Below are 26,728 nucleotides of genomic sequence, written 5' to 3'. Positions count from 1 at the left end.
CGCGGACGATCGATACCGTCCGCGAGCGGCCCTCTGCCGCTTCCGCTCGAGCCGACCGGCCCGGTGGTGTCTCATCGCCATCGGCCCGCGTGGCTTGCTCCAGCGACACCCCGCTTCACGGGAATCCTAGATGGCGACCTATCTTCTGCGGCGATTGCTGATCGCCATTCCGAGCCTGCTCGGCATCAGCCTGATCCTGTTCACTGTCCTGGCGCTGGCCCCGGGCGATCCGTTCTCGGAGATGGCGACGAACCCCAACGTCCCGCCCGAGGTGCGCGAGGCTCTGCGCGCCAGCTTCGGCCTCAACGACCCGGTCATGGTGCGCTATCTGCGCTGGCTGTCGGCGATGGCGCAGGGCGATTGGGGCTTCTCCTTCGCCAGCCGCATCAATGTCGACGACCTCATTCTGCAGCGTGTGCCGACCACCCTCTTCGTCGTCGGCACCTCGCAGATCCTGGCGCTGTGCATAGCGCTGCCGGTCGGGATCTACGCGGCGACGCGGCCTTATTCGGTCTTCGACCAGATCGCCAACACGCTCGCCTTCGTCGGCTTCTCGCTGCCGACCTTCTTCACCGGCCTGCTGCTGATCCTGCTGTTCTCGATCAAGCTCGACTGGTTCCCCTTCGTCTACCGCTCCGACCTCGCCGCCACCGGCTGGCGCTGGTATTGGGAGATGTTCCGCCAGGCGATCATGCCGATCACCGTGCTCGGCCTGTTCCAGGCAGCGTCCTATACCCGCTACGTTCGCTCGGCCGTGCTCGACGTGATCCGGCTCGATTACGTCACCACGGCGCGCGCCAAGGGACTCGGCGAGAAGACCGTCACACTGCGGCACATCACCCGTAATGCGCTGATCCCGGTGGTGACCCTGGTCGCCCTGCAGATGCCGGCGGTATTCGGCGGCGCCATCGTCACCGAGCAGATCTTCCGGATTCCTGGCATCGGCTCGCTGCTGATCGATGCGATCCTCGCCAACGACACGCCCGTGATCATGGCCGTCACCTTCGTCTTCGCCTGCCTGGTCGTCCTCTTCAACCTCATTGCGGATTTGCTCTATGGCTGGCTCGACCCTCGCATCTCCTTCCGTTGATCCGGCTGCGGCCGTGATCGCGGCAAGCGTATCGGTCTCGCCCGGCCGCGAAACCTGGCGGCGCTTCCGCCGCCATCGACTCGCCATGGCCAGCGCGGTCATCCTCGCTATGCTGATCTTCGGCGTCGTCGTCGGCCCCTGGCTGTGGCCGGTGCCGATCAACGACATCGACTTCTCGGCGCAGCTGCAGGGCCCGTCCTGGGCGCACCCCCTGGGCACCGACGATCTCGGTCAGGATATCCTGGCGCGGATGATGTATGGCGGGCGCATCTCGCTCGCCGTCGGCCTCGCCGCGATGGTGGTCGCGACCATTGTCGGCGTCGTGATCGGCGCCTCGGCCGGCATGTCACGCAAGTTCGCCGACCCGGCGCTGATGTGGGTGACGGACCTGTTCCTGTCGCTGCCGCAACTGCCGCTCCTGCTGCTGATCATCTACCTGTTCCGCGAGCAGCTGAAGGCGGTCTTCGGCGTCGAGGGCGGCGTCTTCATCCTGATCGTCGTCGTCATCGGCGGCCTGCGCTGGATGCCGGTCGCCCGGCTGGTGCGGGCGCAGTTCCTGTCGTTGCGCGAGAAGGAATTCGTCGAGGCCGCCAAGGCCCAGGGTGCCACCAAACTCCGCCAGATGACGCGCCATATCCTACCCAACGCGGTCGGCCCGGTCATCGTCGCCTCGACGATCGAGGTCTCCTCGGCAATCATCGCGGAATCGACACTGTCCTTCCTCGGCCTCGGCTTCCCGCCGGATATCCCGACCTGGGGGCGCCTGCTCTTCGACGCCAAGGACCATCTCGATACCGCGCCGCACTGGGCGCTCTTCCCGGGCGCTGCGATCTTCCTGACCGTGCTGTCGATCAACTTCATCGGCGACGGCCTGCGCGATGCGCTCGACCCGCGTCGCGTGATCTGAAGGGGCGGGACAGCGATTATGCCGGGCCCACGGCCCGGCATTGCACAGCTCTGCTGCGTCGGAATCTGCCTTGAGACCGGCAGCACTTGCCGCGCATCGATGAAAAGGGGTTCTGGAAGGTCGAATACCCAAATGGGACCGGGCGTGGGCGGCTTGGCCGCCAGCCGCATGAGGTGCCCGTGGCCGGAATCGAAAATAATGAGTGAACAGCTGCGGCTAACGCCTCTCGCTTCGCTTGTGGCGGCCAGTCGGGCGTAATGGCACGCCCGTTGCTAGCTCCCCATCGATCCGCGCGAACCAACGCCGGGCCTCGAGGGGAGCACCGTCATGTCGTCCAAATCCATCACGCGCGCCGTCATGCTGGCGCTCGCCTTCTCAACCACGCTCGCGGGCGCCTCTCTCGCACAGGAGAAAGTACTGCGCATCGGCATGACGGCCGCGGATATCCCGCGCACCCATGGCCAGCCCGACCAAGGCTTCGAGGGCAATCGCTTCACCGGCATCCCGATGTATGACGGGCTGACGAACTGGGATCTGTCCTCCGCCGAGAAGGCGAGCGTGGTCATTCCCGGGCTGGCCACCGAATGGGCGGTCGACGCCGCCGACAAGACGAAATGGGTGTTCAAGCTGCGGCCCGGCGTGAAATTCCAGGATGGCTCGGCCTTCGATGCCGCCGCCGTCGTCTGGAATGTCGACAAGGTGCTCAATAAAGAGGCAGTTCAGTTCGCGCCCGACCAGATCGGCGTCACCGTCTCGCGCATGCCGACCCTCAGGGCGGCCAAGGCCGTCGATCCGTTGACGGTCGAGCTGACGACCTCCGAGCCGGACGCCTTCCTGCCGATCAACCTGACCAACCTGTTCATGGCGTCGCCGGCGCATTGGGCCGCCAAGCTGGCGGCGGTGCCGGCCTCGGTCACCGAACCGGCCGAGCGCGCCAAGCAGGCCTGGGCCGCTTTCGCCGGCGATCCCTCCGGCACGGGGCCGTTCAAGGGCGTCAAGCTCTCGCCGCGCGAGCGCTTCGAGATGGTCGCCAACAAGAGTTACTGGGACCCCAAGCGGGTGCCGAAGATCGACCGCGTCGTGCTTTTGCCGCTGCCGGAGGCGAATGCCCGCACCGCCGCACTGCTCTCCGGCCAGGTCGACTGGATCGAATCGCCGGCGCCCGACGCCGTGCCGCAGATCAAGAGCCGGGGCTTTTCCGTCTACACCAACGCCCAGCCGCATGTCTGGCCCTGGCAACTCTCCTTCGCCGAAGGCTCGGTCTGGCTCGACAAGAAGGTGCGCCACGCCGCCAATCTCTGCGTCAACCGCGAGGAGCTGAAGACCCTGCTCGGCGGGCTGATGGAGGTGCCGAAGGGCACGGTGCCGCCCGGCCATCCCTGGTGGGGCAATCCCAAGTTCGAAATCAAATACGACCTCGACGCCGCCAAGAAGCTGATGAGCGAAGCCGGCTTCTCGGCGTCCAAGCCGGCGAAGGTCAAGGTGCTGACCTCGGCCTCGGGCTCGGGCCAGATGCAGCCGCTGCCGATGAACGAGTTCATGCAGCAGGCGCTGAAGGACTGCTATTTCGACGTCGCGCTCGAGGTCGGCGAATGGAACGCGGTCTTCACCAACTGGCGCGAGGGCGCCAAGCACGCCAATGCCCGCGGCGCGAACGCGACCAACGTTACCTATGCGGCGATGGACCCGTTCTTCGCCATGGTCCGCTTCGTCTCGACCAAGACCTTCCCGCCGGTCTCCAACAACTGGGGCTATTTCGGCAATGACGAGTTCGACAAGCTGATCGCCGACGCCCGCACCTCCTTCGACGGCACCGCCCGCGACGCGGCGCTGGCCAAGCTCCATGCGCGCATCGTCGAGGAGGCACCCTTCGTCTGGGTGGCGCATGATGTCGGGCCGCGCGCGCTCTCGGCCAAGGTCAAGGGCGTGGTCCAGCCGAAGAGCTGGTTCATCGACCTCGCGCCGATGTCGATGGAGTGACGACAGCGGTCTCCGCGCCGAACCGAGCCATTGTCGTCATGGTCGGGCTCGTCCCGACCATCCACGTCCGTCCTGCTCAAGGGCGGCGTTCAAGACGTGGATGCTCGCCACGAGGGCGAGCATGACGGCGCGGCTCCGGCGCCCTCAACCATATGGCACGGCGCTTGCTCAGCCGATTTCAGAACACGTCCAGATCAAAGGTCGCCGATGATCCGCTCCGCTCTCGCTTTGTCGCTCGCCGCCAGCGTCGCGCTGTTTTCGCAGCAGGTTTTTGCCCAGGGCATCTTGCGCATCGGCATGACGGCGTCAGACATCCCGCTGACCACCGGCCAGACCGACCAGGGCGGCGAGGGCATGCGCTTCATGGGCTATACGGTCTATGACGCGCTGATCAACTGGGACTTGAGCAAGGCCGACAAGGCTTCCGACCTGATGCCAGGCCTTGCCACCAGCTGGGCGGTCGACGCTGCCGACAAGACGAAATGGACGTTTGTCCTGCGCGAGGGCGTGAAGTTCCATGACGGTTCGGAATTCACCGCCGAGGCCGTGGTCTGGAACCTCGACAAGCTGCTCAAGACCGAGGCGGCCCAGTTCGACCAGCGTCAGGCGGCGCAAGGCCGCTCGCGCATTCCGGCCGTCGCCGGCTACAAGGTGATCGACAAATACAAGGTCGAGATCACCACGAAGGCGCCCGACGCGACGCTGCCTTACCAGCTCGCCTGGGTGATGATGTCGTCGCCGGCGCAATGGGAGAAGCTCGGCAAGAGCTGGGAGGCCTTCGCCAAGACTCCGTCCGGCACCGGGCCCTGGCAGCTCACCGCCTTCCAGCCGCGCGAGCGGGCCGAGCTCTCGCCGTTCAAGGATTACTGGGACAAGGCGCGCGTGCCGAAGCTCGACAAGCTCGTGCTGCTGCCGCTGCCGGAGGCCAACGCCCGCGCCGCGGCGCTGCGGGGCGGACAGGTCGACTGGATCGAGGCACCGTCACCGGACCTGATCCCCTCGTTGAAGGGCGCCGGCTTCAAGATCATCACCAACGCCTACCCACATAACTGGACCTGGCATCTGTCGCGGGCCGAAGGCTCGCCCTGGAACGACATCCGCGTGCGCAAGGCGGCCAATCTCGCCGTCGACCGCGAGGGGCTGAAGGAGCTGCTCGGCGGCATGATGATCCCGGCCGAGGGCTTCTATCCGCCCGGTCATCAATGGTTCGGCAACCCGAAATTCAAGCTCAAGCTCGACCAGGCCGAGGCCAAGAAGCTGCTCGCCGAGGCCGGCTACTCACCGGCAAAGCCGCTGCAAACCCGCATCCTGATCGCACCCTCGGGCTCGGGCCAGATGCAGCCGCTGCCGATGAACGAGTTCGTGCAGCAGAACCTCGCCGAGGTCGGCATCAAGGTCGATTTCGAAGTGGTCGAGTGGAACACGCTGATCAATATCTGGCGCGCCGGCGCCAACCATGAATCCTCGCGCAAGGCGACGGGGATGAACTACACCTACTTCATCCAGGACCCCTTCACCGGGCTGATCCGGCACCTGCAATGCGATCTGAAGCCGCCGGCGGGCACCAATTGGGGCCTGTATTGCGATCCGGAGATGGACGCGCTCTTCACGCAGATCCGCACCACCTTCGACTCGGCCGAGCAGCTGAAGATCCTGCAGAAGACGCATGAGAAATACGTCGACGACGCGCTCTTCCTGATGGTGACGCACGACGTCAACCCGCGGGCGCTCTCGCCCAAGGTCAAGGGCTTCGTCCAGGCGCAGAACTGGTTCCAGGACTTCTCGCCGATCTCGATGGACAAGTGAGGGCTGGCATGGCTGCGCCCGAAACCGCCGTCATTCTCGGGCGAAGCGCAGCGCAGACCCGAGAATCTCTTTCAGGAGATGCTCGGGTCAAGCCCGAGCATGACGTGGAGCGCGTCAGGGTACCGCAATGCTGATCTATCTCGCCAAGCGCATCCTCTATGTGCTCCCGGTCGCGCTCGGCGTCAGCGTGTTCTGCTTCCTGCTCGTCCATATCGCGCCGGGCGACCCGCTGACCTCGGTGCTGCCGCCCGACGCGTCGCAGCAGATGCAGGATGAGCTGCGCAAGATCTACGGTTTCGACCGGCCGCTGCCGGTGCAGTTCGGGCTCTGGCTGTGGAAGGCGGTGCAGGGCGATCTCGGGACCTCGATCGCGACCGGGCGGCCGGTCGCCGCCGAGGTCTGGCGCGCCGTCGGCAACACCTTGCTGATCGCCTGCCTCGCCACCGTGATCGGCTTCGTGCTCGGCTGCTTCTTCGGCTTCGTCGCCGGCTATTTCCGCGGCTCCTTCCTCGACAAGTTCGCCTCGATGCTGGCGGTGCTCGGCGTCAGCGTGCCGCATTATTGGCTCGGCATGGTGCTGGTCATCGTCTTCTCGGTGCAGCTCGGCTGGCTGCCGCCGGGTGGCGCCGGGCCCGGCGGCTCGGCCGCCTGGAAATGGGATTGGGAGCATGTCAGCCACATGATCCTGCCGGCGGTCACCATGTCGGTGATCCCGATGGGCATCATCTCGCGCACCGTGCGCGCCCTCGTCGCCGACATTTTGAACCAGGAATTCGTCCCGGCGCTACGCGCCAAGGGGCTGATGGATTTCGGCGTGTTCAGGCATGTCGTCAAGAACGCGGCGCCGACCGCGCTCGCCGTGATGGGCCTGCAGCTCGGCTATCTGCTTGGCGGCTCGATCCTGATCGAGACGGTGTTCTCGTGGCCGGGTACCGGCTTCCTGCTCGGCAACGCCATCTTCCAGCGCGACCTGCCCTTGCTGCAAGGCACGATCCTGGTGCTGGCGATGTTCTTCGTCGGGCTCAACGTGCTGGTCGACATCGTCCAGGGGTTGCTCGATCCCCGTGTCCGGAGGCGCTGAGATGAGCGCGGTCACCACCGATGCGGTCCCGGTTGCGATCACGCAGCCGCTGCGCTCGCCGGGCTACTGGGCCGGCGTCTTCAAACGCTTCAAGCGCGACAAGGTCGCGGTCGGCGCCGGCCTCGTCGTGCTGGCGATCATCCTGATGGCGGTCTTCGCCGACTATATCGCCCCGGCCGATCCGACCCGTTCCTCGATGCTCCGGCGCCTGCGGCCGATCGGCACGCCCGGCTATCCGCTCGGCGCCGACGAGCTCGGCCGCGACATGCTCTCGCGCCTGATCCACGGCGCCCGGCTGTCGCTGTTCATGGGCGTGGTGCCGGTGTTCATCGCCTTTGCCGTCGGCTCGGTGATCGGCGTCTCGGCCGGCTTCTTCGGCGGCAAGTACAACACCATCACGATGCGCACGGTCGACATCTTCTACGCCTTCCCCTCGGTGCTGCTGGCGATCGCCCTGTCGGGCGCGCTCGGCGCCGGCGTCTTCAACTCGCTGCTGTCGCTCACCATCGTCTTCATCCCGCCGATCGCGCGCATCGCCGAGAGCGTGACGACGCAGGTGCGCTCGATGGACTATGTCGAGGCCGCGCGGGCCAGCGGCGCGGGGCCGGGCACGATCATCCGCGTCCATGTCCTCGGCAATGTGCTGGGGCCGATCTTCGTTTACGCCACCAGCCTGATCTCGGTCTCGATGATCCTGGCCTCTGGCCTGTCCTTCCTCGGCCTCGGCACCAAGCCGCCGACGCCGGAATGGGGGCTGATGCTGAACACGCTGCGCACCGCGATCTATGTCCAGCCCTGGGTCGCGGCGCTGCCCGGCGTTGCGATCTTCATCACCTCGATCTCGTTCAACCTGCTCTCGGACGGGCTGCGCTCGGCCATGGATGTGAAGGGCTGACCGGCATGTCGCTTGAAACCTCGCAGGAAATGCCGACTCATGAGCGCGACCGCGGCGGGGCCGGCACGCCGCTGCTCGAGGCGCGCACGCTGACCAAGCATTTCCCGCTCGGGCGCGGCGCGGTGGTGCGCGCCGTCGATGGCGTCGACTTCCAGGTGCTGAAGGGCGAGACGCTCGGCGTCGTCGGCGAATCCGGCTGCGGCAAGTCGACGACGGCGCGCGTCGTCATGCAGCTCATCCTGCAGGACAAGGGCGAGATGCTGTTCGACGGCGAGGCGGTCGGCAGCGCGGCGCTGTCGCTGAAGGAATACCGCCGCCAGGCGCAGATGGTTTTCCAGGACAGCTATGCTTCGCTCAATCCGCGGCTGACCATCGAGGATTCGATCGCCTTCGGTCCCACCGTGCACGGTGTCCCGAAATCCGGGGCGATCCTGCGCGCCCGCGACCTGCTTGCCCGCGTCGGGCTCGATCCGGCCCGTTTCGCGGCGCGCTATCCGCACGAGCTTTCGGGCGGACAGCGCCAGCGCGTCAATATCGCCCGCGCGCTCGCGCTCGGCCCGCGGCTGGTGATCCTCGACGAAGCTGTCTCGGCGCTCGACAAATCGGTCGAGGCGCAGGTGCTCAACCTGCTGATGGACCTGCGCGAGGAATTCGGGCTGACCTACATCTTCATCTCGCACGACCTCAACGTCGTCCGCTTCATCAGCGACCGCGTCATGGTGATGTATCTCGGCGAGGTCGTGGAGATCGGCCCGGTCGACGAGCTCTATGACGATCCGCGCCATCCCTATACGCGGGCGCTACTCTCGGCGATGCCGTCGATGGATCCGGACAACCGGACGATGGAAGCCCCGCTCGCCGGCGATCCGCCGAACCCGATCAACCCGCCCGAGGGCTGCCGCTTCCACCCGCGCTGCCCGCAGGCGCAGACCGTCTGCGCCAAGGTCAAGCCGGCGCTGACCCGGACCGGTGCCGGAGCGCGGCTCGCCGCCTGCCATATGGAAATCGCCGGCTCGGGCCATAGCCGGGCACTGGGCCTGGAGGACGCCGCATGAATCCGGCATCGACCAGCCCGCCGCTCGTCGCGATGGAGAACGTCACCGTGCGCTTCCGCGGCGCGCAGAATGTTCATGCCGTCAACGGCGTCTCGCTGGCGCTGGAGCATGGCAAGGTGCTCGGCATCCTCGGCGAGTCCGGCTCCGGCAAGAGCGTGACGCTGAAGACGCTGCTCAGGCTGCTGCCCGAGAGCCGCACCGATATCGGCGGCACGGTCATGGTCGACGGCCGGGACGTGCTGGCGCTCGGGCCGCAGGAGCTCGCCGATTATCGCGGCCGCGTCACCTCGATGATCTTCCAGGACCCGATGCTGGCGCTCGATCCGGTCTACACCGTCGGCGAGCAGATCGCCGAGGCGATCGTGCGGCACGAGAAGACCAGCCGGAAGGCTGCGATGCAGCGCGCGCTCGAACTGCTCCAGCTCGTGCGCATCCCGTCGCCGGAGCGGCGGCTGAAGGCCTATCCGCACGAAATGTCGGGCGGCATGCGCCAGCGCGCCATGATCGCGCTGGCGCTGGCGGCGCGGCCCAAGCTCCTGCTCGCCGACGAGCCGACGACCGCGCTCGACGCCACCGTGCAGATCCAGATCCTGCTGCTGCTGCGCCAGCTCCAGCGCGATCTCGGCATGGGCGTGATCTTCGTCACCCACGACATCGGCGTCGCCGTCGAGGTCTCGGATCGGCTGGCGGTGATGTATGCCGGCCAGATCGTCGAGACCGGCACCGTGCGCGAGCTGATCAGCGATCCGCAGCATCCCTACACGAAGGGGTTGCTCGCGGCGAACCTGCACGGCGCCAAAAAGGGCGAGCGGCTCGAGGCCATCCCCGGCGCGCCGCCGGCGCTGAACGAGCCGCCATCCTCCTGCTCCTTCGCGCCGCGCTGCAAGCATGTCGAGGACCGCTGCCGCATGGGCTTGCCGCCGGCGATCGTGCTGGGCGAAGGCCGGATCGTGCGTTGCACCCGGGCGGAAGCCGCGCTCGCTCCGGCCTGACATCGGAAACTCCGCACGCCCTCGAGGTCAAGCTCGCGTATGCTCATCCGTGGCCCGAGCACAGGAAGGCGCGATGTTTCTTTTTGACGGTCCCGACCAGGCCAGAATGACCATCCTGCTGGCTCACGGAGCCGGAGCCCCAATGGACTCGCCGTCCATGACCGCGGCCGCCAAGGCTCTGGGCGAAACCGGCTTTCGCGTCGCACGGTTCGAATTCGGCTATATGGCGGGCAGGCGGACGGGCGCGAGCCGCGTGCCGCCGCCACGCGCCGAAAAGCTGAATCCGGAATACCTCGCCGCCATTGATGCGCTCGACACCAGGGGACCCCTCATCATCGGCGGCAAGTCGATGGGCGGCCGCGTTGCGAGCATGGTAGCCGACGAACTCCTCGCTGCTGGTCGGATCCGTGGTCTTCTATGCCTCGGCTATCCCTTCCATCCGCCTGCCAAACCAGAGCAGCCGCGAACACAGCATCTTGCCGACCTGAAGACGCCAACCCTCATTGTGCAGGGGACACGGGACGAGTTCGGCACCCGGGATGACGTAGCAACCTACAAGCTTTCACCGCTCATCGAGCTTTTATGGCTCGAGGACGGCGATCACGATTTGAAGCCCCGAAAAAGCATCTCCGGCTTTTCGACGGCCGACCATCTCAGGACCATGGCTGAGGGAATTTCGAGCTGGGCTGAGCGCGTGACGGGCGAGGTCGGCTGACGGCAAATTGAAGCAGCTGTGCATCACTTGCCTACGTTCGCCCGAAGCGAACGGCTCAAGACCTCAGCAAAGATTGACGGCCGCGGGCAGGTCACCCTTGTTTCTGGGATTGATGGGACTGCAGCACGGCAGGCTAAACCCATCCGCCATCGACGATGTAATGCTGAGCCGTGCAGGCCGAAGCCTCGTCCGACGCCAGGAAAACGGTAAAGCGCGCGACCTCGTCGGGGTCCAGACGGCGCTTCAGGCATTGCCGCCGCATCAGTTCCTCTTCGCCCTCGGGCGTTAGCCATTTCTCGATCTGCCGTTCCGTCATGATCCAGCCGGGCGCGATCGCGTTGACGCGGATGTTGTCGGCGCCGTAATCGCGCGCCAACGACCGCGTCAAGCCGATCACGCCCGATTTGCTGGCGGTGTAGGCCGCCATGCCCCCTTGGCCAGCCAACCATGACGTGGAGCCGAAATTGATGATGACACCGGCCTTGGCGGCCCTCATGCCGGGCAGCACCGCCTGCGCCGCAAAGAACTGGTGCTTCAGATTGACCGCGATCCGCTGATCCCAATACTCGGGGGTCACCGTCTCGGTCTGATGGCGCTCGTCATGTGCGGCATTGCTGACGAGGACATCGATCCGGCCGTGGGTAGAGCACGCGTGCTCGATCCCGGCTCGCAATGCCGGGATGTCTGTCAGGTCGACATGCTGAAAATGGGCCGAGAGGCCAGCCTTGGTCAGCTCCTGTGCCAGCGCCTCGCCGGTATCGCGCAGTAGATCGAACAGGATCACGGTGGAGCCCTGGCGGGCGAAATGGCGTGAAATCGCCGCCCCGATCCCCGACGCGCCGCCAGTGACCAGAACGACCTTTCCGGCAAGGTCGGAATAGATGGCAGCCATGATCGACTCCAGAGAGGCCAAAACGACGCCGCGCTCCGACGTGACGCTCGCCGCCAAACATATAACTCAGATTTTGAGTTGCGCACCTCAGATTTTGAGCTACGCTACCCTCAACTCGATAAAAATTCGAGATTGGGAGGACGAGAGATGAGTTTCCTGAGGACGCTTGCATTCGCCGCCGCCGTTTCGACCCTCGCCGCAGGCGCCGCCGCGGCCCAGACGACAGTCAAATGGCTCCATCTCGAGCAGAATCCGGCCCAGGTGAAGATCTGGGACGAGGTCGTTCGCCGCTTCGAGGCGAAGAATCCCGGCGTCAAGGTCGAGATGCAATTCCTCGAGAACGAGGCCTACAAGGCCAAGCTGCCGACCATCCTGCAGTCGAAAGACCGGCCGCATATCCTCTATTCCTGGGCCGGCGGCGTGCTCAAGGCGCAGGTCGAGGCCGGAGTGCTCGAGGACATCACCGCCGCCGTCGCCGGCTACAAGGACAATCTTTCCGCCGGCGCGGTCGAGGCCTTCACGATCGACGGCAAGATCTACGGCCTGCCGCACAATGTTTCGCAGGTCGGGTTCATGTACAACCGGGACCTGTTCGCCAAGGCCGGCGTCGACGGCGGCACGATCAAGACCTGGGACGAGTTTCTCGACGCGGTGAAGAAGCTGAAGGCGGCCGGCATCACGCCGATCTCGGTCGGCGGACAGGACAAGTGGCCGCTGCACTTCTACTGGACGCACCTCGCCGTGCGCCTCGGCGGCAAGCCGGCTTTCGAGGCCGCGTTCAAGGGCCAGAACGGCGGTTTCGAGGGCGAGACGTTCCAGAAAGCCGGCGAGCTGATGAAGCAGCTCGTCGACCTCGAGCCGTTCCAGACCGGCTTCCTCGGCTTCAAGAACCCGCAGGCGCTCGGCTTCTTCGCCGACGGCAAGGCGGCGATGAATCTCGCCATCTCGCATCATTCGGCGACGCAGCGCGCGCTCGCCGCCGACAAGAAGGGCATTCCCGAGGACAAGCTCGGCTGGGTCAACTTCCCGATGCCGGCCGGTGCCAAGGGCCAGCCCTCGGACACGCTCGGCGGGGTCAATGGCTGGCTGTTTACCAAGGGCTCTCCGAAGCAGGCGCTCGAATTCGTCAAGTTCTTCATCTCTGACGAGGTCCAGCGCGAACTCGCCAAGAACAACTTCATCATCCCGACCTTCAAAGGATCGGAAGCGGCGCTCGGCGCCGTCTTCATGCAGAACGTCGCGAAGAACATCGCCGCTTCGAATTACCATCAGAACTTCTACGATCAGGATCTCGGCCCCTCGGTCGGCCGGGTGGTGAACGACGCGGTCGCCGAGATTGCCGGCGGCTCGATGACGCCCAAACAGGCCGCCAAGGCGATCCAGGACGCCTTCAAGCAGGGCAACTGAAGCGACGGGCAGCAAGGCCGGAACCGGGATCGACGGATGAGCCAACGCAGCGACGCAATCGCGATGCGGCAGGAGGCGCACGCGCCTGTGGCCAGGGCCAGGCGCAGCACGATCGATACGCGCCTCGCCACGCTCCTGCTGTTCCTGCCGCCGGCGCTGATGCTGTTCACGCTGTTCGTCGTGCTGCCGATCGGCGAAGCCGCCTGGTATTCCGGCTTCAACTGGAACGGCTTCGGCAAGCCGACGCGCTGGATCGGGCTCGACAATTACCGCTTCGTCTTCGATTCGCGCGGCTTCGGCACGGCGTTCAAGAACAACCTCTTGATCATCGTCGTGTCCTTGACGATCCAGCTGCCGCTGGCGATGGCGCTGGCGCTGATCCTGGCAGAACGATTTCGCGGCGCGGTGGCACTCCGGATGCTGTTCTTCCTGCCCTATGTGCTCGCCGAGATCGCGACCGGCCTGATCTTCAGCTTCATCTATGACGGGAATTACGGGCTGCTCGCCTCGATCTACCGTGCCTTCGGAGCCGAGGCGCCGCACCTCCTCGCCAGCACGCAGACCTCGATGCTGGCGATCCTGATCGTCGTCGTATGGAAGTATTTCGGCTTCCACATGATGCTGTTCATCGCGGCCCTGCAGGGCATGGACCGCAACCTGGTCGAGGCGGCCCGCATCGACGGCGCCTCGCGCTGGCAGGTGCTGCGCCATGTCGTGATCCCGCTGCTCTATCCGACAATCAAGCTCTCGATTTTCTTCGCCGTCGTCGGCTCGCTGCAGCTCTTCGACCTGGTGATGCCGCTGACGCGCGGGGGGCCGGCGGATTCCTCCAACACCATGGTGAGCTTTCTCTACAATCACGGCGTCTCGCGCATGCGCGTCGGCTATGGCAGCGCCATCGGCGTCATCCTGTTCGTGATCTGCGTCACCTTCGCCTTCAGCTACAAGCGCTGGTTCATGCGCAATGAGTGACGCCCTCGCCCCGCGCCGGCCGCTCGATCTGGTGCCGCTCTACAAGGCTGTTTTCCTCGGCTTGGTTGCCCTGGTGGTGATCGTGCCGCTGCTGGCGACGGTGCTCGGCGGCTTCAAGTCGCTCGGCGAGCTGCGCACCAACCCGTTCGGGTTGCCGGAAACCTGGGAGTGGGAGAACTACACCGGGATCCTGCTCTCGCAGCGCTACTGGCAGCTCCTCTGGAACTCGCTGGTGATCGCGGCCCTGACGGTCGTGCTGACGCTGATCGTCGCCTCGATGGCAGCTTTCGTCTTCGCCCATATCCACTTCTTCGGCAGTTCGATGCTGCTGAGCTATCTGACCATGGGGCTGCTGTTCCCGGCCGCGACCGCAATCCTGCCGCTGTTCATCAAGGTGCGCGATCTCGGCCTGCTCGACAGCTATCTCGGCGTCGCGCTGCCGCAGGTCGCCTTCAGCCTCGCCATGAGCATCCTGCTCCTGCGCCGCTTCTTCAGGGATCTGCCGCACGAACTGCTCGAGGCGGCGCTGGTCGACGGCTGCAGTTACATCGATTTCTTCCGCCATGTGACGCTGCCCTTGTCGCGGCCGATCCTCGCCACTGTGGGCACGATCACCTTCGTGCATAGCTGGAACAGCTACCTGCTGCCGCTGGTGATGCTGAACTCGGATTCCATGTACCCGTGGCCGCTCGGCATCATGATCTATCAAGGCGAATTCTCGGCGGAATGGCACCTGATCCTGGCGTTCATCACGCTGACGATCCTGCCGACCTTCCTGCTCTTCACCCTCGCGCAAAAGCACATCGTCGCCGGGCTCACCGCCGGCGCGGTCAAGGGCTAGGCCGCGGGCGCTGCTCAAGTCGAAACTGGAGAACGGGAATGCGGAAGGTCGGAATCGGTGTCGTCGGCTGCGGCAACATCAGCACGAAATATCTCGAGGCGATGCGCCGCTTCCCGATGCTGGAGTTGAAGGCCGTGGCCGATATGCGCAGCGCCGCAGCCGAAAAGCGCGGCGCCGAGTTCGGCGTGCCGGGCCTGCGCGTCGGGGAACTCCTGAAGCGCGACGATGTCGAGATCGTCGTCAATCTGACCGTGCCGCTGGCCCATACCGATGTCAGCCTGGCGGTGCTCAATGCCGGCAAGCATGTCCATTCCGAAAAACCGCTCGGCATCAACACGCAGGAAGCTCGCAAGGTCATGGATCTGGCGGCCCAGAAGAACCTGCGCGTCGGTTGTGCGCCCGACACCTTCCTCGGCGGCGGCCACCAGACGGCGCGAAAGCTGATCGACGACGGGGCGATCGGCAAGCCGGTCGGCGGCAGTGCCTTCTTCGGCTGCCCGGGCCATGAAAGCTGGCACCCGGCGCCCGGCTTCTACTATCTGCGCGGCGGCGGCCCGATGCTCGACATGGGCCCCTATTACCTCACCGATCTCGTGCAATTGCTCGGACCGGTCGCCAGCGTGATGGGCTCGACCGCGCGGCCCTACCTGGAGCGGCTCGTCACCAGCCAGCCCATGAATGGCGCGCTGATCCCGGTCGAGGTTTCGACCCATGTCGCGGGCACGGTCGAGTTCGAGAACGGCGCTATCGTCTCGATCACGATGAGCTTCGACGTGCCCCAGCACGCTCATGCGCCGATCGAGATCTATGGCGACAAGGCCAGTCTTCTGGTGCCGGACCCCAACAAGTTCGGCGGCGAGGTCAAGTTGGCGAAGCCCCGCGGCGCCTGGGAGGCGGTCGCACTCACGCATGGCCATGCCGACGGCGAATTTCGCTCGATCGGCGTCGCCGACATGGCGGCCGCGATCCTCGCCGATCGCCCCCACCGCGCCAGCGGCGCGCTCGCCTTCCATGTGCTGGAGGTGATGGAGGCGTTCCAGAAATCGGCGGACGAGGGGCGCAGGATAACCATCGAAAGCCGCGTCGAGAGGCCGGCGGCGCTGCCCGCTGGACGCGATGTCGGGCAGATCGATTGAGCGAGGGAATAGCGACGATGCGCAAGGCGATGATCGTATGGGGCGGCTGGGCTGGGCATGACCCCGACCTGTGCGCCTCGATGATGCGGGGCTGGCTCAGGGCGGAGGGCTTCGATGTCCGGATCGAGACCTCGACCTCGGTTTTCTCCGATCCGGCGATCCGCGATCTCTCCCTGATCGTGCCGATCTACACCATGTCGAAGATCGAGAAGGAGGATGCGCTGGCGCTCTGCGCGGCCGTGCGCGGCGGGGTCGGCCTCGCTGGCCATCACGGTGGCATGTGCGATGCTTTCCGGGAGTCTGTGGACTACCAGTTCATGTGCGGCGGGCAATGGGTTGCCCACCCCGGCAACATCATCGACTACAAGGTCGACATCACCCGGCCTGACGACCCGATCATGGCCGGGATCGACAGTTTCGAACACCGATCGGAGCAGTACTACATGCATGTCGACCCGGCCATCGAAGTGCTCGCGACCACGACCTTCGGTGGCGAGCACTCGCCATGGATCGAGGGCACGGTGATGCCTGTCACCTGGAAGAAGCGATATGGCGACGGGCGCGTGTTCTATTGCTCGCTCGGCCACCGCGCCTATGAACTCGACGTGCCGGAAATCAGGACGATGCTGACGCGCGGGATGCTCTGGGCGGCGCGCTGATGGCGGATACGGGCACAGCAGCGGGGGGCGGCAGGGCGACGCTCGAGGATGTCGCACGCGCCGCCGGCGTCTCGGTCGCAACCGTCGACCGGGTCGTCAACCGCCGCGACGGCGTTCGCGACAAGACGATAGCGCGGGTCGAGGCCGCCGTCTCGCGGCTAGGCTATCGGCCGGACCCGGCGGCGGCCCGCCTCGCCCGAAACCAGAGCTTCCGCTTCCTGTTCATTCTGCCGTCCGGGGCCAACAGCTTCATGACCCTGCTCGCCGAGCAGGTCGCCCGTACCGCCGACTGGCTCGCCAGCCAGCGCGCCGTCATAGACGTGCAGCATGTCGACGTGTTCGAGCCGGACGCGCTGGCAAAGGCGCTGGAGACGGTCCTTCCCGGCTATGCCGGCGTCGCCACCATCGCACTGGACCACCCGCGGGTGCGCGCCGCCATCGACGATCTGGCCGAACGCGGCGTTCCGGTCGTCACACTTGTGTCGGACGTGCCGAGCGCCAGGCGCCTGCACTATGTTGGCATCGACAATCCCGCCGCCGGGCGCACGGCCGCGACGCTGATGGGGCGTTTCCTACACGGCAGGTCCGGGGCTGTCGGCGTGATTGCCGGATCGTTGGCACTGCGCGACCATGCCGAGCGCCAATTCGGCTTCAATCAGGTTCTGACGGTCGAGTATCCGCAACTCACCGTGTTCCCAGCGGTCGAGGGCCAGGACGACAACGAGCTCACTTACCGCGCCACCGTATCGCTACTGCGCGAGAAGCCCGACCTCATCGGAATCTACAATGTCGGCGCCGGCAATCGCGGTATCGCCGCAGCGCTGGACGAAGCGGGCCGCAGCAGCGCCATCGTCTGGATCGCCCATGAACTCACCGCACACACCCGTCGCTTCCTGGTGCGCGGCGAGGTCGACGCGATCATCAGCCAGAACCCCGGGCACGAGGCGCGTTCGGCCGCACGCGTGCTCCTCGCCTATTGCTCCGGTGATCCGCTGTTTCCGGATCAGGAGCGCATCGGCATCGATATTTTCCTGCGGGACAATCTCCCCTGATCAACAGGCTTTGGAATACCCGTTTGCCGAAACAGGGCATCAAGAAAAAGCAATAAAAATCAGTGCGATAAGCACTTCATATCTAACCTTCTGATATGGATCACATCCGTCGTTGCCCCGATTTTGGGCGACGCCTAAGCTCCCGATCATGAAGGGCGAGAAACGCCCCGTTCAGGGAGGTGACGATGACGCGTTTACGCGCCTGGCTGCTTGCCGCTGCGCTCTTGGCCGCGACAATGCCGCTCTCGTCCGCGCCGGCCGCGGCACAGGGCATTCCACAGAATATTCCCCGCAATGAGCTCCTGATCCTCGAAAATCCAGAAGGGACGATCAAGAACGCCGGCTGGTTCAACATCTGGGCGATCAACGCCGGCAGCCAGTCGAACGGGCTGCAGCAGGCTGCACTCGACACCCTCTGGTACATCGACCCCGAGAAAGGCCTCGACGGCCCCTGGTATAATTCGCTCGCCACCGACAAGCCGGTCTACAATGCCGACTTCACCGAGATGCAGGTCAAGCTCCGGCGCGGCCTCTTCTGGAGCGACGGCGTGGAGTTCAGCTCCGCCGACGTCAAAGCCACCGTCGACATCCAGGTCAAGAACGCGAACATGCGCTTCTCCGCGGTGCTGGCGAACAACGTCGCCTCCGTCGAGGCGCCCGATGCGGAAACGGTGATCTTCAAGCTGAAGAAGCCGAATTCCCGCTTCCACACCAATTTCACGGTGCGCTGGGGCGCGATCTGGATCCTGCCGAAGCACGTCTTCGACAAGGTCGAGGATCCCCTGAAGTTCGACTTCAACAAGCCGGTCACGCTCGGTGCCTATACGCTGCAATCCTTCGACCCCGACGGAAAGTGGTACATCTGGCAGCTGCGTGAGGACTGGCAGCGCACCTCGCTCGGCAGCCTCGGCAAACCCGGGCCGAAATACCTCGCCTATGTCGATCCCGGCCCACCCGACAAGCGCGTCATCGCCCAGCTCAACCATGAGCTCGACGTGATCCATGACATCGCGCCCGAGGGCATGTTCACGCTGGCAAAGCAGGACAAGGGCACGCGCGCCTGGTTCAAGGGCTTTCCCTATGGCCATCCGGACCCGACCCTGCCGGCGGTCATCTTCAACACCCAGAACGAGAACCTCAAGAACCGAGACGTGCGCTGGGCGCTGGCGCTGATGATCGACGTCAAGGCGGTGTCGATGGCGGCCTATCGCGGCGCCGCGACCATCTCGGCGATCGCCGTGCCGCCGACCGGCATCCATCCGGAGGCCTACCACAAGCCGATGGAGGCCTGGCTCAAGGATTTCGAGATCGACACCGGTACAAGCAAGATCAAGCCTTACGACCCGACGGTCGGAAAGCAGATCGCCGACATGCTGCGTCCGTCCATGGGCGACCAGATCCCCGCCGATCCGACGGTGATAGGCAAATCCTTCGGCCTCGGCTGGTGGAAGACCAATGTCGCTGCCGCCGGTGAATTGCTGACGCGAGCCGGTTTCCGCAAGCAGGGCAACCAGTGGCTGACGCCCGATGGCAAACCGTTCGTGGTCAGGCTCATGGTCGAGGGCGATCTGCGACCGGTCATGACGCGTGCCGGCACGATGATCGTACAGCAATGGAAGCAGGCCGGCATCGACGCGCGCATCGACGTCGCTCAGGGCACGCTGCTGACGCGGCGCGCGGCCGGCGACTTCGACAGCTTCATCGGCTGGAGCGTCGAAACCTGGGGCGGGCACCAGGATCTGTCCTACTTCATGGACAGCTGGCACTCGCAGTTCGTCGCCCAGCCCGGCCAGCCGCAGCCCTTGCGCAACTGGCAGCGCTGGACGCATCCCGAACTCGACAAGATCATCGAGGACATCCGCAGGATCGGCTTCGACGATCCCAAAGGTGTCGAGCTCGGGCGCGACTACGTCAAGCTGATGACGCGCGAAATGCCGATCATCCCGTTGATGGCCTACAACGTCTTCACCGCGATGGATCAGACCTACTGGACCGGCTACCCGACCTCCGACGACCCTTATGCCAACCCGGTCACGAATTGGGGTAACTCCCGCTACATGTTCGTGCGGCTGAAGCCGACCAAGTGATCCGACAGGGGCCGCGCCTCGAGGGGCGGCCCCACCTCCTTCCCAGGACAATCGCCAGCCGGCGCGCGGCCCTTCGCCGCCGGCCAGGTGGAGCTTTCGGGATCGCATGAACGCCTACATCGCCTATCTCGCGAAACGCTTGGTCCAGTTCGTCGTGGTCGTCTTCATCGGCGTCAACCTGGCCTTCGTGATCACCCATGCCTCCCCGATCGACCCGGTCGAGCAGTCGATCTCGGCCGTGACCTCCTTCGGCAGCACCTCGCCCGATGCGATCGCGGCGATGCGGGCCTCGCTTCAGGAGCTCTATGGCCTGAAGGGAACGCTGGCCGAGCAATACGTCACGTTCTGGAGCCGGGTGCTGCGCGGCGATTTCGGTCCCTCGCTCTCCGCTTTTCCGACCCCGGTCTCGACCCTGATCGCCCGGGCCCTGCCGTGGACGGCGGGCCTACTGATCGTCTCGACGCTGATCACCTGGGTGCTCGGCAACCTGCTCGGCGGGCTCGCCGGCTACTATCAGCGCAACCGCACGCTGAAGCTGATGGGCGTGGTGGCAATGGGGGTGCATCCGATCCCCTACTACATCGTCGCGCTGCTCCTGCTCATCATCTTCGGCTTCCTCTGGCCGGTGCTGCCGATCACCGGCGGGTCGGCGATGAACCTGCAGCAGGGCTGGAACTGGCCTTTCATCTCGAGTGTCGCCCGGCATTCGATCCTGCCGGCGCTCTCGCTGATCCTGATAGGTCTCGGCAGCTGGTTCCTCGGCATGCGCTCGCTGGTCTCGAACATCGTGACCGAGGACTATGTCGTCTATGCCGAGATCGCCGGGCTCGACAGTCGCCGGGTGCTCGGCTCCTACGTCATGCGCAATGCGCTGGCGCCGCAGGTGACCGGGCTCGCCATGTCGCTCGGCGGCATCTTCAACGGCGCCGTGATCACCGAGAAGGTCTTCGGCTACCCCGGGGTCGGCACGCTCCTCGTCGACGCGGTCTATGCCGGGGATTACGGGCTCGTTCTTGGCGTCACGACCGTCTCGATCATCGCCGTTTCCATCGGCGTGCTCATCATCGACCTGCTTTATCCGCTGATCGATCCGCGTGTGGAGCTGCGTTGATGCTGACCATCCTGCGCGACCTCCTCCGCTACAACATCGAATTCCGGATCGGCCTCGTGCTCGTGTCGGTCGTGCTGGTGATGGCGGCGCTGTCCTTCGTCGCGCCCTATCCGCCGGGCGAGGTCTATCTCGTGCCGCCCGATCTGCCGCCCTCGTCCGTGCACTGGCTCGGCACGACCTCGCGCGGACAGGACGTGTTCTGGCACCTGACCTTCGCGATCCGCAACACGCTGAGCTTCGGCATCATGGTGGCGCTACTGTCGCGGGTCATCGCCCTCGTGGTCGGGCTGCTCGCCGGCTACAGCGGCGGCTGGATCGACCGGGTGCTGATGTCGATCAACGACACCTTCATCATCATCCCGCTCTTCCCGATCCTGATCCTGTTCTACTTCGTGCTGCGCGACACGATGTCGACGCCGCTGCTCGCCACCATCATGGCCTGCCTCGGCTGGGCCTATGACGCCCGCCTGATCCGCTCGGTCGCGCTCAGCCTGAAAACCCGCGAATTCACCCAGACGAGCATCTTCTCGGGCATGAAGACGCACGAGATCCTGGCGCGCGAGCATCTGCCCTATGTGATGCCGATCGTGTTCTCGACCACGATGAACAACATGAACTGGTCGATCGGCATCGAGGTCACCCTCGCTGTTCTCGGTTTCACGGACATCAACACCCCGACCATCGGCGGCATGATCTACTGGGCGAACCAGCACACAGCGCTGGTCGCCGGCATCTGGTGGTGGATCGCCTTCCCGGTCGGGCTGGTGGTGATGACCTTCGTTGGCCTTTTTCTGCTCGCGGTCTCGATGAACGAATACATCGACCCGCGCAGCCGCCTGGCCAGGATGGGGGGCAGCCGATGAGCGGCGCGGCCGATCAGGCGCCGGTGCTGGAGGTCCGCGACCTCCAGGCGCATTTCCGCACCCGCTATTTCGGCGTCAATCGCGAGGTTAGGGCGGTCGATGGCGTCAGCTTCGATGTTCGCCGCAACGAGATCTACGGGCTCGCCGGCGAATCCAGCTCCGGCAAGACGACGCTGGTCAAGACGATCGCAGGGCTGCTGAAGCCGCCGCTCGAAATGGTTGGCGGGTCGGCCCGCTTCTCTTTCCTGCCGGAATGGGATGCGATCGGCCGGGCCCCGCAGGAGGTCGTGCGTCGTATCCGCTGGCGGCACCTGTCCTACATCATGCAGGGCTCGATGAACGTGCTGAATCCGCTCAGGCGGATCAGATACAGCTTCCGCGATTTCGCCTGGCGCCATCTCGGCGGCGGCAAGGCCGAGTTCGACGCCAGGGCGGCGGCGCATCTCGAGCGCGTCAAGCTCGACCCTTCCGTGCTCGCCGCCTATCCGCACGAGCTCTCCGGCGGCATGCGCCAGCGGGTCACAATCGCGCTCGCGACGATCTGCAAGCCGGAGTTCATCATCGCCGACGAGCCCACGACAGCGCTCGACGTCGTCGTGCAGAAAGACGTGCTGGGGATGATCCGTACGATCCAGCGCGAGATGGGTTCGAGCATGCTGTTCATCACGCACGATATGGGCGTGCATGCGGCGCTGACCGACCGGCTCGGCATCATGTATGCGGGGCGGCTGGTCGAGGATGGCGAGACGGCCGAGATATTCGCTGAGCCGCTGCACCCCTATACGCGGCATCTGATCGCGAGCCTGCCGCGCATCGGCGACATCAAGCAGCGCGAGGGGCTCGAGGGCACCCCGCCCAGCCTCGCTGCCCCACCACCGGGCTGCCGCTTCCACCCGCGCTGTCCGCTCGCCATGCCCGTCTGCGCGACGACCGTGCCGGCGATGATCGCGACCATGCCTGGCCATCGCGTCGCCTGCCATGCGGTCAATCCGGGGATCGCGGCATGAGTGCGCTGCTCGAACTCGACAGGATCAGCAAGAGCTTCTCGCGCGGGGGGCTGCTGTCGACGCAGCGCATCGACGCCGTGAAGGAGGTCAGCTTCGCGCTGCAGGTCGACAAGCCCGAGATATTCACCGTGATAGGCGAGTCCGGCTCGGGAAAATCGACGCTGGCCCGCATGATCCTCGGCATCCATGCGCCGAGTTCCGGCCAGATCAGGCTCGCAGGGCGCGATGTCGCAGCCTATGAGCGCCAAGCCTTCATGGCCGAGGTGCAGCCGATCTTCCAGAACCCGTTCGAGGCGTTCAACCCGCTGAAGCAGCTCGACCGCTATCTGTTCATGACGGCGGAGCGCTTCGGCGGCGCTTCCGGCCGGCAAGCCGCCGAGACGCAGACGGACGAGGCGCTCAGGCAGGTCGGGCTGTCCCTGGCCGAGATCGCGGGGCGCTTCCCGCACGAACTGTCCGGCGGCCAGCTCCAGCGCGTCGCGATCGCCCGCGCGCTCGTCGCCAAGCCCCGGCTGATCGTCGCCGACGAGCCGGTCTCGATGGTCGACGCCTCGCTGCGCATGTCGATCGTCAACCTGTTCGGCCGGCTGCGCGACGATCTCGGCCTGTCGATCGTCTACATCACCCACGACCTCGCCACCGCCTACTACATCAGCGACCGACTGGTCATCATGCAGAAGGGCGTCGTGGTCGAGGAAGGACCGGCCCGCGCCGTGCTCTCCACCCCCACCCATCCCTATTCCCGCCAGCTCCGCGACGCCGTGCTCACGCCCGACAGCGCGGGAGCCTTCCGTGTCACCCATTCCGCGAAAGCCATTGCAACACCCGGAGCCAGCTCATGAGACAAGCCAGCATCACCTTCGACCGCGCCTTCGCCATCGGCGAGACCGATCCCCGGTTGTTCGGCGCCTTCATCGAGCATCTCGGCCGCTGCGTGTACGGCGGCATCTACGAGCCCGGTCATCCCACCGCCGACAAACGCGGCTTCCGCAAGGACGTGCTCGACCTCGTCAAGGAGCTCGGGCCGACGATCATGCGCTATCCCGGTGGCAACTTCGTCTCGGGCTATAATTGGGAGGACGGCGTCGGCCCGATCAAGGACCGGCCCGCCCGGCTCGATCTCGCCTGGTTCACCACCGAGCCGAACAGCTTCGGCACCAACGAATTCGTGGACTGGTGCCGGGCGGCGAAGATCGAGCCCATGCTCGCGGTCAATCTCGGCACGCGCGACGGCGACGCTGCCCGCAATCTCGTCGAGTACTGCAACCATCCCGGCGGGACCGCCTGGTCGGATCTTCGCATCAAGCACGGCTGGAAGAAGCCGCACAACGTGAAGTTCTGGTGCCTCGGCAACGAGGTCGACGGCCCCTGGCAGATGGAGCACAAGACGGCGACCGAATATGGCCGTGTCGCACATGAAGCGGCGAAGATGATGCGCTGGATCGACCCGTCGATCGAACTCGCCGCCTGCGGCTCGTCGGGTCGCAACATGCCGACCTATGGCCGCTGGGAGGACGAGGTGTTGGAGCACACCTTCGACCAGGTCGAGTTCATCTCACTGCACACCTACTTCAACAACTATGCCGGCGACACCAAGGCGTTCCTGGCCAGTCCTGACCTGATGGACAACTTCATCGAGGAGGTAGTCGCGATCTCGGACGCGGTCGCGGCACGGCGGCGCTCGGACAAGCGCATCATGCTGAGCTTCGACGAATGGAACGTCTGGTACCGCACACGCCGCGTCCGGGCCGATCGCGTCAAGGAGGGCTGGCCGGTGGCCCCGCCCATTCTCGAGGAGATCTATTCCATGGAGGACGCCCTGGTCTTCGGCGGCGCCTGCATCTCGCTCCTCAACCATGCTGACCGGGTCAAGGCCGCCTGCCTGGCGCAACTCGTCAACGTCATCGCGCCGATCATGACCGAAACCGGCGGCCCGGCCTGGCGTCAGACGATCTTCTGGCCCTTCGCGCAGATGAGCCGTCTCGGGCGCGGCACTGTGCTCAAGGCCATCGTCAAATCCGAGAACTACCAGGCCAACTACTTCGACCCGCGCGGCAAGCAGGACCTCTTCTATCCGATCGACGCGCCCTATCTGAAAGCATCGGTGGTGAGCGACGACAAGGGCGTCTCGCTCTTCCTGCTGAACCGCGACCTGGAACAGAGCATCGACGTCGCGATCGATGCACGGGGTTTCGGCAAGCTCAAGGTCACGGAAGCGACGGAGCTGCGCCACAGCGATCTGAAGGCAGTCAACAGCAAGAAGGAGCCGCTCAAGGTCAAACCGGCGACGCTCAAGGGGGTATCCACGAAGTCGGACAGGATCACTTTGGAATTGCAGCCGGCCTCGTGGAATGTGATCAGGCTCGAGAGCTGACAGAACGGCGCCCGCAAAGATGGACCAGAGCCCGACAGCCTCAACTCGCGGCGGCCGCCGCCGCAACGGCGGCGGCGCTACATCACGGGCCGAGGGTCGGCAGGGCCAGGGCTTCCTCGTGGTCGATGCGGGGCGGCAGTATCAGGTGCTGCACGGTCTGGCCTCCCCGGTCAGGCTCCGCATCCTGAAGCTGCTCAACCGGCACGGTCCCAAGAACATCAACCAGATCGCCGAGGCGCTGGGCCTGCCGCAGTCGACGATCGCGACCAATGTCCAGGTTCTGGAAGAGGCCGAGTTGATCTCAACCTCGCTCGGCAAGGCGGCCAAGGGCCAGCAGAAGATCTGTGCCGCGCGCTATTCCGAGATCGTCGTCAATCTCGATCCGGACGACCCGAGCCGCGAGAACAACATCGTCGAGGTCGAAATGCCGCTCGGGCTCTATACGAGCTCGAACGTCTCGGCGCCTTGCGGCCTCTGCTCGACCCAGCGGATCCTCGGCGTGCTCGACGTTCCCGAGCTCTTCCTCGATCCGCGGCGGGTGCAGGCGGCGCTGATCTGGTTTGGCCGCGGCTATGTCGAATACAAATTTCCGAACAACGCGAAGGTGCTGAACCGGGCGATCGCCGCGCTCGAATTCGATATGGAGATGTCGTCGGAGGTGCCGGGTACCAATGCCGACTGGCCGTCAGACATCAGCCTTTGGGTCAACGGACACAAGGTCGGCACGTGGACTTGCCCTGGCGATTATGGCGATCGGCGCGGGACCTACACCCCGCCCTGGTGGAAGCTCGAAGGCTCCCAATACGGCATTCTGACGACCTGGCGCATCACGTCCGAGGGCACCTTCCTCGGCGAGCGTCGGCTGGGCGACGTCGTCCTGGCAGATCTCGATCTCGATCGCCATCACTCGATCCGACTCCGTATCGGCATCGATGAAAAGGAAGGTCGGCCGGGAGGTATCAATATTTTCGGCCGCGGCTTTGGAAACCACAACCAAGACATCAAGATGCGGCTGCATCTGAATGGGGTGAACGCCTTGCCTCATGTTGCAACTTAGCACTTCTCAACACAAGACCTCTGCCGAACTCCGGAGCAGCCAAGTGCGATGGTTCTAATTTTGGGTAAATCAATTGAACGGCGCTGCGTAGCTCCCGTGCGAGCTACTCTAGACTAACTCCGGTGACAATAGTTACAAAGCTGAGCTTTATCATCGCGGAGCAGGGTTTTATCTTCCTCCCGCCTTGCACGCGCAGTACGCAGGGCGATTGCAGGATAGGGGGCCGATCGCGAGCTTTTCTATTTGCCGTCGGATCAGCAGGCAAGCCGCCAGAGCTTGGCGCCTTTAGGCTCTACCCCAATTGCAAGCCGCCGCCGTCGGAGAACTACACGGTACGCTCTCTGGGCTTGGCGTTCCTGATGGCGACATCCGCGAGCTGGGCTGCACCCAATGACCTGTTGGCCCATGGATGGCGGAAGGCCAACAAATTCCGCGGCTATCAACAAAGACCGATGAAAGCCAGTGAAACGAAAAGCCGCTGAAACCCGGATTTTGCGGGACTTTTCGGTTGCCTGGGATTGCCGGCGAAATCCATTTTGGTGCCCCTGGCCGGAATCGAACCAGCACTCCTTGCGGAACTCGATTTTGAGTCGAGCGCGTCTACCAATTCCGCCACAGGGGCCCAAGAGCCGGATGCTTCATTATGAAGGTGCTTTGCACTTCATAATGAAACTGAATCCGTCTCCCACTTTAGACAGAGCAGGATTGGCGCGAAAAACCGGTATCCACTTTTTCGCATCCTGCTCTGG

At 64.9% G+C, this 26,728-nt stretch carries 23 protein-coding genes and 1 tRNA gene; 22 read left to right on the top strand and 2 right to left on the bottom strand.

The window, feature by feature from the left end; all coding sequences use genetic code 11:
• Positions 1–130 precede the first annotated feature (130 nt).
• The 9 genes from B6S44_RS13155 (at position 131) to B6S44_RS13115 (ending at position 10,521) form a co-directional block, all read left to right on the top strand.
• The gene (locus tag B6S44_RS13155) at positions 131–1,090 is read left to right on the top strand and encodes an ABC transporter permease (protein ID WP_129157345.1); all 960 of its coding nucleotides are present in this window, start codon (positions 131–133) and stop codon (positions 1,088–1,090) included.
• The gene (locus B6S44_RS13150) at positions 1,056–1,997 is read left to right on the top strand and encodes an ABC transporter permease (protein ID WP_129157344.1); all 942 of its coding nucleotides are present in this window, start codon (positions 1,056–1,058) and stop codon (positions 1,995–1,997) included. Before B6S44_RS13155 ends, B6S44_RS13150 begins: the two co-directional genes overlap by 35 nt.
• 327 nt (positions 1,998–2,324) lie before the next feature.
• A complete protein-coding gene (locus B6S44_RS13145; RefSeq protein ID WP_129157343.1) occupies positions 2,325–3,977 on the top strand; it encodes an ABC transporter substrate-binding protein in 1,653 nt (550 codons plus the stop codon).
• A 207-nt stretch (positions 3,978–4,184) separates the two neighbouring features.
• On the top strand, positions 4,185–5,783 hold the full coding sequence (locus tag B6S44_RS13140) for an ABC transporter substrate-binding protein (protein ID WP_129157342.1): 1,599 nt from the start codon (positions 4,185–4,187) through the stop codon (positions 5,781–5,783).
• Between the two features lie 127 nt (positions 5,784–5,910).
• Positions 5,911–6,864: an ABC transporter permease gene (locus tag B6S44_RS13135; protein ID WP_129157341.1), complete on the top strand. Its 954-nt coding sequence runs from the start codon at positions 5,911–5,913 to the stop codon at positions 6,862–6,864.
• A gap of 1 nt (position 6,865) precedes the next feature.
• Complete coding sequence (locus B6S44_RS13130; protein ID WP_129157340.1) at positions 6,866–7,759, top strand: ABC transporter permease; 894 nt, start codon at positions 6,866–6,868, stop codon at positions 7,757–7,759.
• A 5-nt stretch (positions 7,760–7,764) separates the two neighbouring features.
• Positions 7,765–8,814, top strand: a complete 1,050-nt coding sequence (locus tag B6S44_RS13125; RefSeq protein WP_206735149.1) for an ABC transporter ATP-binding protein — start codon at positions 7,765–7,767, stop codon at positions 8,812–8,814.
• On the top strand, positions 8,811–9,806 hold the full coding sequence (locus B6S44_RS13120) for an ABC transporter ATP-binding protein (protein WP_129157339.1): 996 nt from the start codon (positions 8,811–8,813) through the stop codon (positions 9,804–9,806). The genes B6S44_RS13125 and B6S44_RS13120 overlap by 4 nt, the downstream gene beginning before the upstream one ends.
• 73 nt (positions 9,807–9,879) lie before the next feature.
• Complete coding sequence (locus tag B6S44_RS13115) at positions 9,880–10,521, top strand: alpha/beta hydrolase family protein (RefSeq protein ID WP_129157338.1); 642 nt, start codon at positions 9,880–9,882, stop codon at positions 10,519–10,521.
• A gap of 133 nt (positions 10,522–10,654) precedes the next feature.
• Here the strand turns inward: B6S44_RS13115 and B6S44_RS13110 are convergent, their stop codons facing one another.
• Positions 10,655–11,413: an SDR family NAD(P)-dependent oxidoreductase gene (locus B6S44_RS13110; RefSeq protein WP_129157675.1), complete on the bottom strand. Its 759-nt coding sequence runs from the start codon at positions 11,411–11,413 to the stop codon at positions 10,655–10,657.
• Between the two features lie 147 nt (positions 11,414–11,560).
• On the opposite strand from B6S44_RS13110, the gene B6S44_RS13105 reads away from it, so the two are divergent.
• From B6S44_RS13105 to B6S44_RS13045, 13 genes are all read left to right on the top strand, one after another.
• Positions 11,561–12,820 carry an extracellular solute-binding protein gene (locus B6S44_RS13105; protein WP_129157337.1) on the top strand — a complete coding sequence of 420 codons (1,260 nt, stop codon included), beginning with the start codon at positions 11,561–11,563 and terminating at the stop codon, positions 12,818–12,820.
• Positions 12,821–12,856: 36 nt separating this feature from the next.
• Positions 12,857–13,792, top strand: coding sequence for a carbohydrate ABC transporter permease (locus B6S44_RS13100; protein WP_129157336.1), 936 nt, complete (start codon positions 12,857–12,859; stop codon positions 13,790–13,792).
• Positions 13,785–14,633, top strand: a complete 849-nt coding sequence (locus tag B6S44_RS13095; RefSeq protein WP_129157335.1) for a carbohydrate ABC transporter permease — start codon at positions 13,785–13,787, stop codon at positions 14,631–14,633. Before B6S44_RS13100 ends, B6S44_RS13095 begins: the two co-directional genes overlap by 8 nt.
• A gap of 38 nt (positions 14,634–14,671) precedes the next feature.
• The gene (locus tag B6S44_RS13090; RefSeq protein ID WP_129157334.1) at positions 14,672–15,769 is read left to right on the top strand and encodes a Gfo/Idh/MocA family protein; all 1,098 of its coding nucleotides are present in this window, start codon (positions 14,672–14,674) and stop codon (positions 15,767–15,769) included.
• 17 nt (positions 15,770–15,786) lie between these two features.
• Positions 15,787–16,428, top strand: a complete 642-nt coding sequence (locus tag B6S44_RS13085) for a ThuA domain-containing protein (protein ID WP_129157333.1) — start codon at positions 15,787–15,789, stop codon at positions 16,426–16,428.
• Positions 16,425–17,480 carry a LacI family DNA-binding transcriptional regulator gene (locus tag B6S44_RS13080; RefSeq protein WP_465246113.1) on the top strand — a complete coding sequence of 352 codons (1,056 nt, stop codon included), beginning with the start codon at positions 16,425–16,427 and terminating at the stop codon, positions 17,478–17,480. The genes B6S44_RS13085 and B6S44_RS13080 overlap by 4 nt, the downstream gene beginning before the upstream one ends.
• 185 nt (positions 17,481–17,665) lie before the next feature.
• Positions 17,666–19,567: an ABC transporter substrate-binding protein gene (locus tag B6S44_RS13075; RefSeq protein ID WP_465246110.1), complete on the top strand. Its 1,902-nt coding sequence runs from the start codon at positions 17,666–17,668 to the stop codon at positions 19,565–19,567.
• Positions 19,568–19,673: 106 nt separating this feature from the next.
• A complete protein-coding gene (locus B6S44_RS13070) occupies positions 19,674–20,678 on the top strand; it encodes an ABC transporter permease (RefSeq protein WP_129157331.1) in 1,005 nt (334 codons plus the stop codon).
• Positions 20,678–21,541 carry an ABC transporter permease gene (locus tag B6S44_RS13065; RefSeq protein WP_129157330.1) on the top strand — a complete coding sequence of 288 codons (864 nt, stop codon included), beginning with the start codon at positions 20,678–20,680 and terminating at the stop codon, positions 21,539–21,541. Before B6S44_RS13070 ends, B6S44_RS13065 begins: the two co-directional genes overlap by 1 nt.
• Positions 21,538–22,548 (top strand): ABC transporter ATP-binding protein, encoded by a 1,011-nt coding sequence (locus B6S44_RS13060; protein ID WP_129157329.1) that lies wholly within the window; start codon positions 21,538–21,540, stop codon positions 22,546–22,548. Before B6S44_RS13065 ends, B6S44_RS13060 begins: the two co-directional genes overlap by 4 nt.
• Positions 22,545–23,390 (top strand): ABC transporter ATP-binding protein, encoded by an 846-nt coding sequence (locus tag B6S44_RS13055; protein ID WP_129157328.1) that lies wholly within the window; start codon positions 22,545–22,547, stop codon positions 23,388–23,390. The genes B6S44_RS13060 and B6S44_RS13055 overlap by 4 nt, the downstream gene beginning before the upstream one ends.
• Positions 23,387–24,922, top strand: coding sequence for an arabinosylfuranosidase ArfA (gene arfA, locus B6S44_RS13050; RefSeq protein WP_129157327.1), 1,536 nt, complete (start codon positions 23,387–23,389; stop codon positions 24,920–24,922). Before B6S44_RS13055 ends, arfA begins: the two co-directional genes overlap by 4 nt.
• Before the next feature lie 19 nt (positions 24,923–24,941).
• Entirely contained in the window at positions 24,942–25,979 is a 1,038-nt protein-coding gene (locus B6S44_RS13045; RefSeq protein ID WP_129157326.1) for an ArsR/SmtB family transcription factor, read from the top strand.
• Positions 25,980–26,516: 537 nt separating this feature from the next.
• Here B6S44_RS13045 and B6S44_RS13040 read toward each other — a convergent pair.
• Positions 26,517–26,601, bottom strand: a tRNA-Leu gene (locus B6S44_RS13040).
• Positions 26,602–26,728 lie beyond the last annotated feature (127 nt).

It is taken from the genome of Allobosea sp. Tri-44 (assembly GCF_004123845.1).
In the GTDB taxonomy this organism is placed as follows: Bacteria; Pseudomonadota; Alphaproteobacteria; order Rhizobiales; family Beijerinckiaceae; genus Allobosea.
The sequence above is the reverse complement of the archived record's forward strand: the minus strand, read 5'-3'. Positions and strand labels throughout refer to the sequence as shown.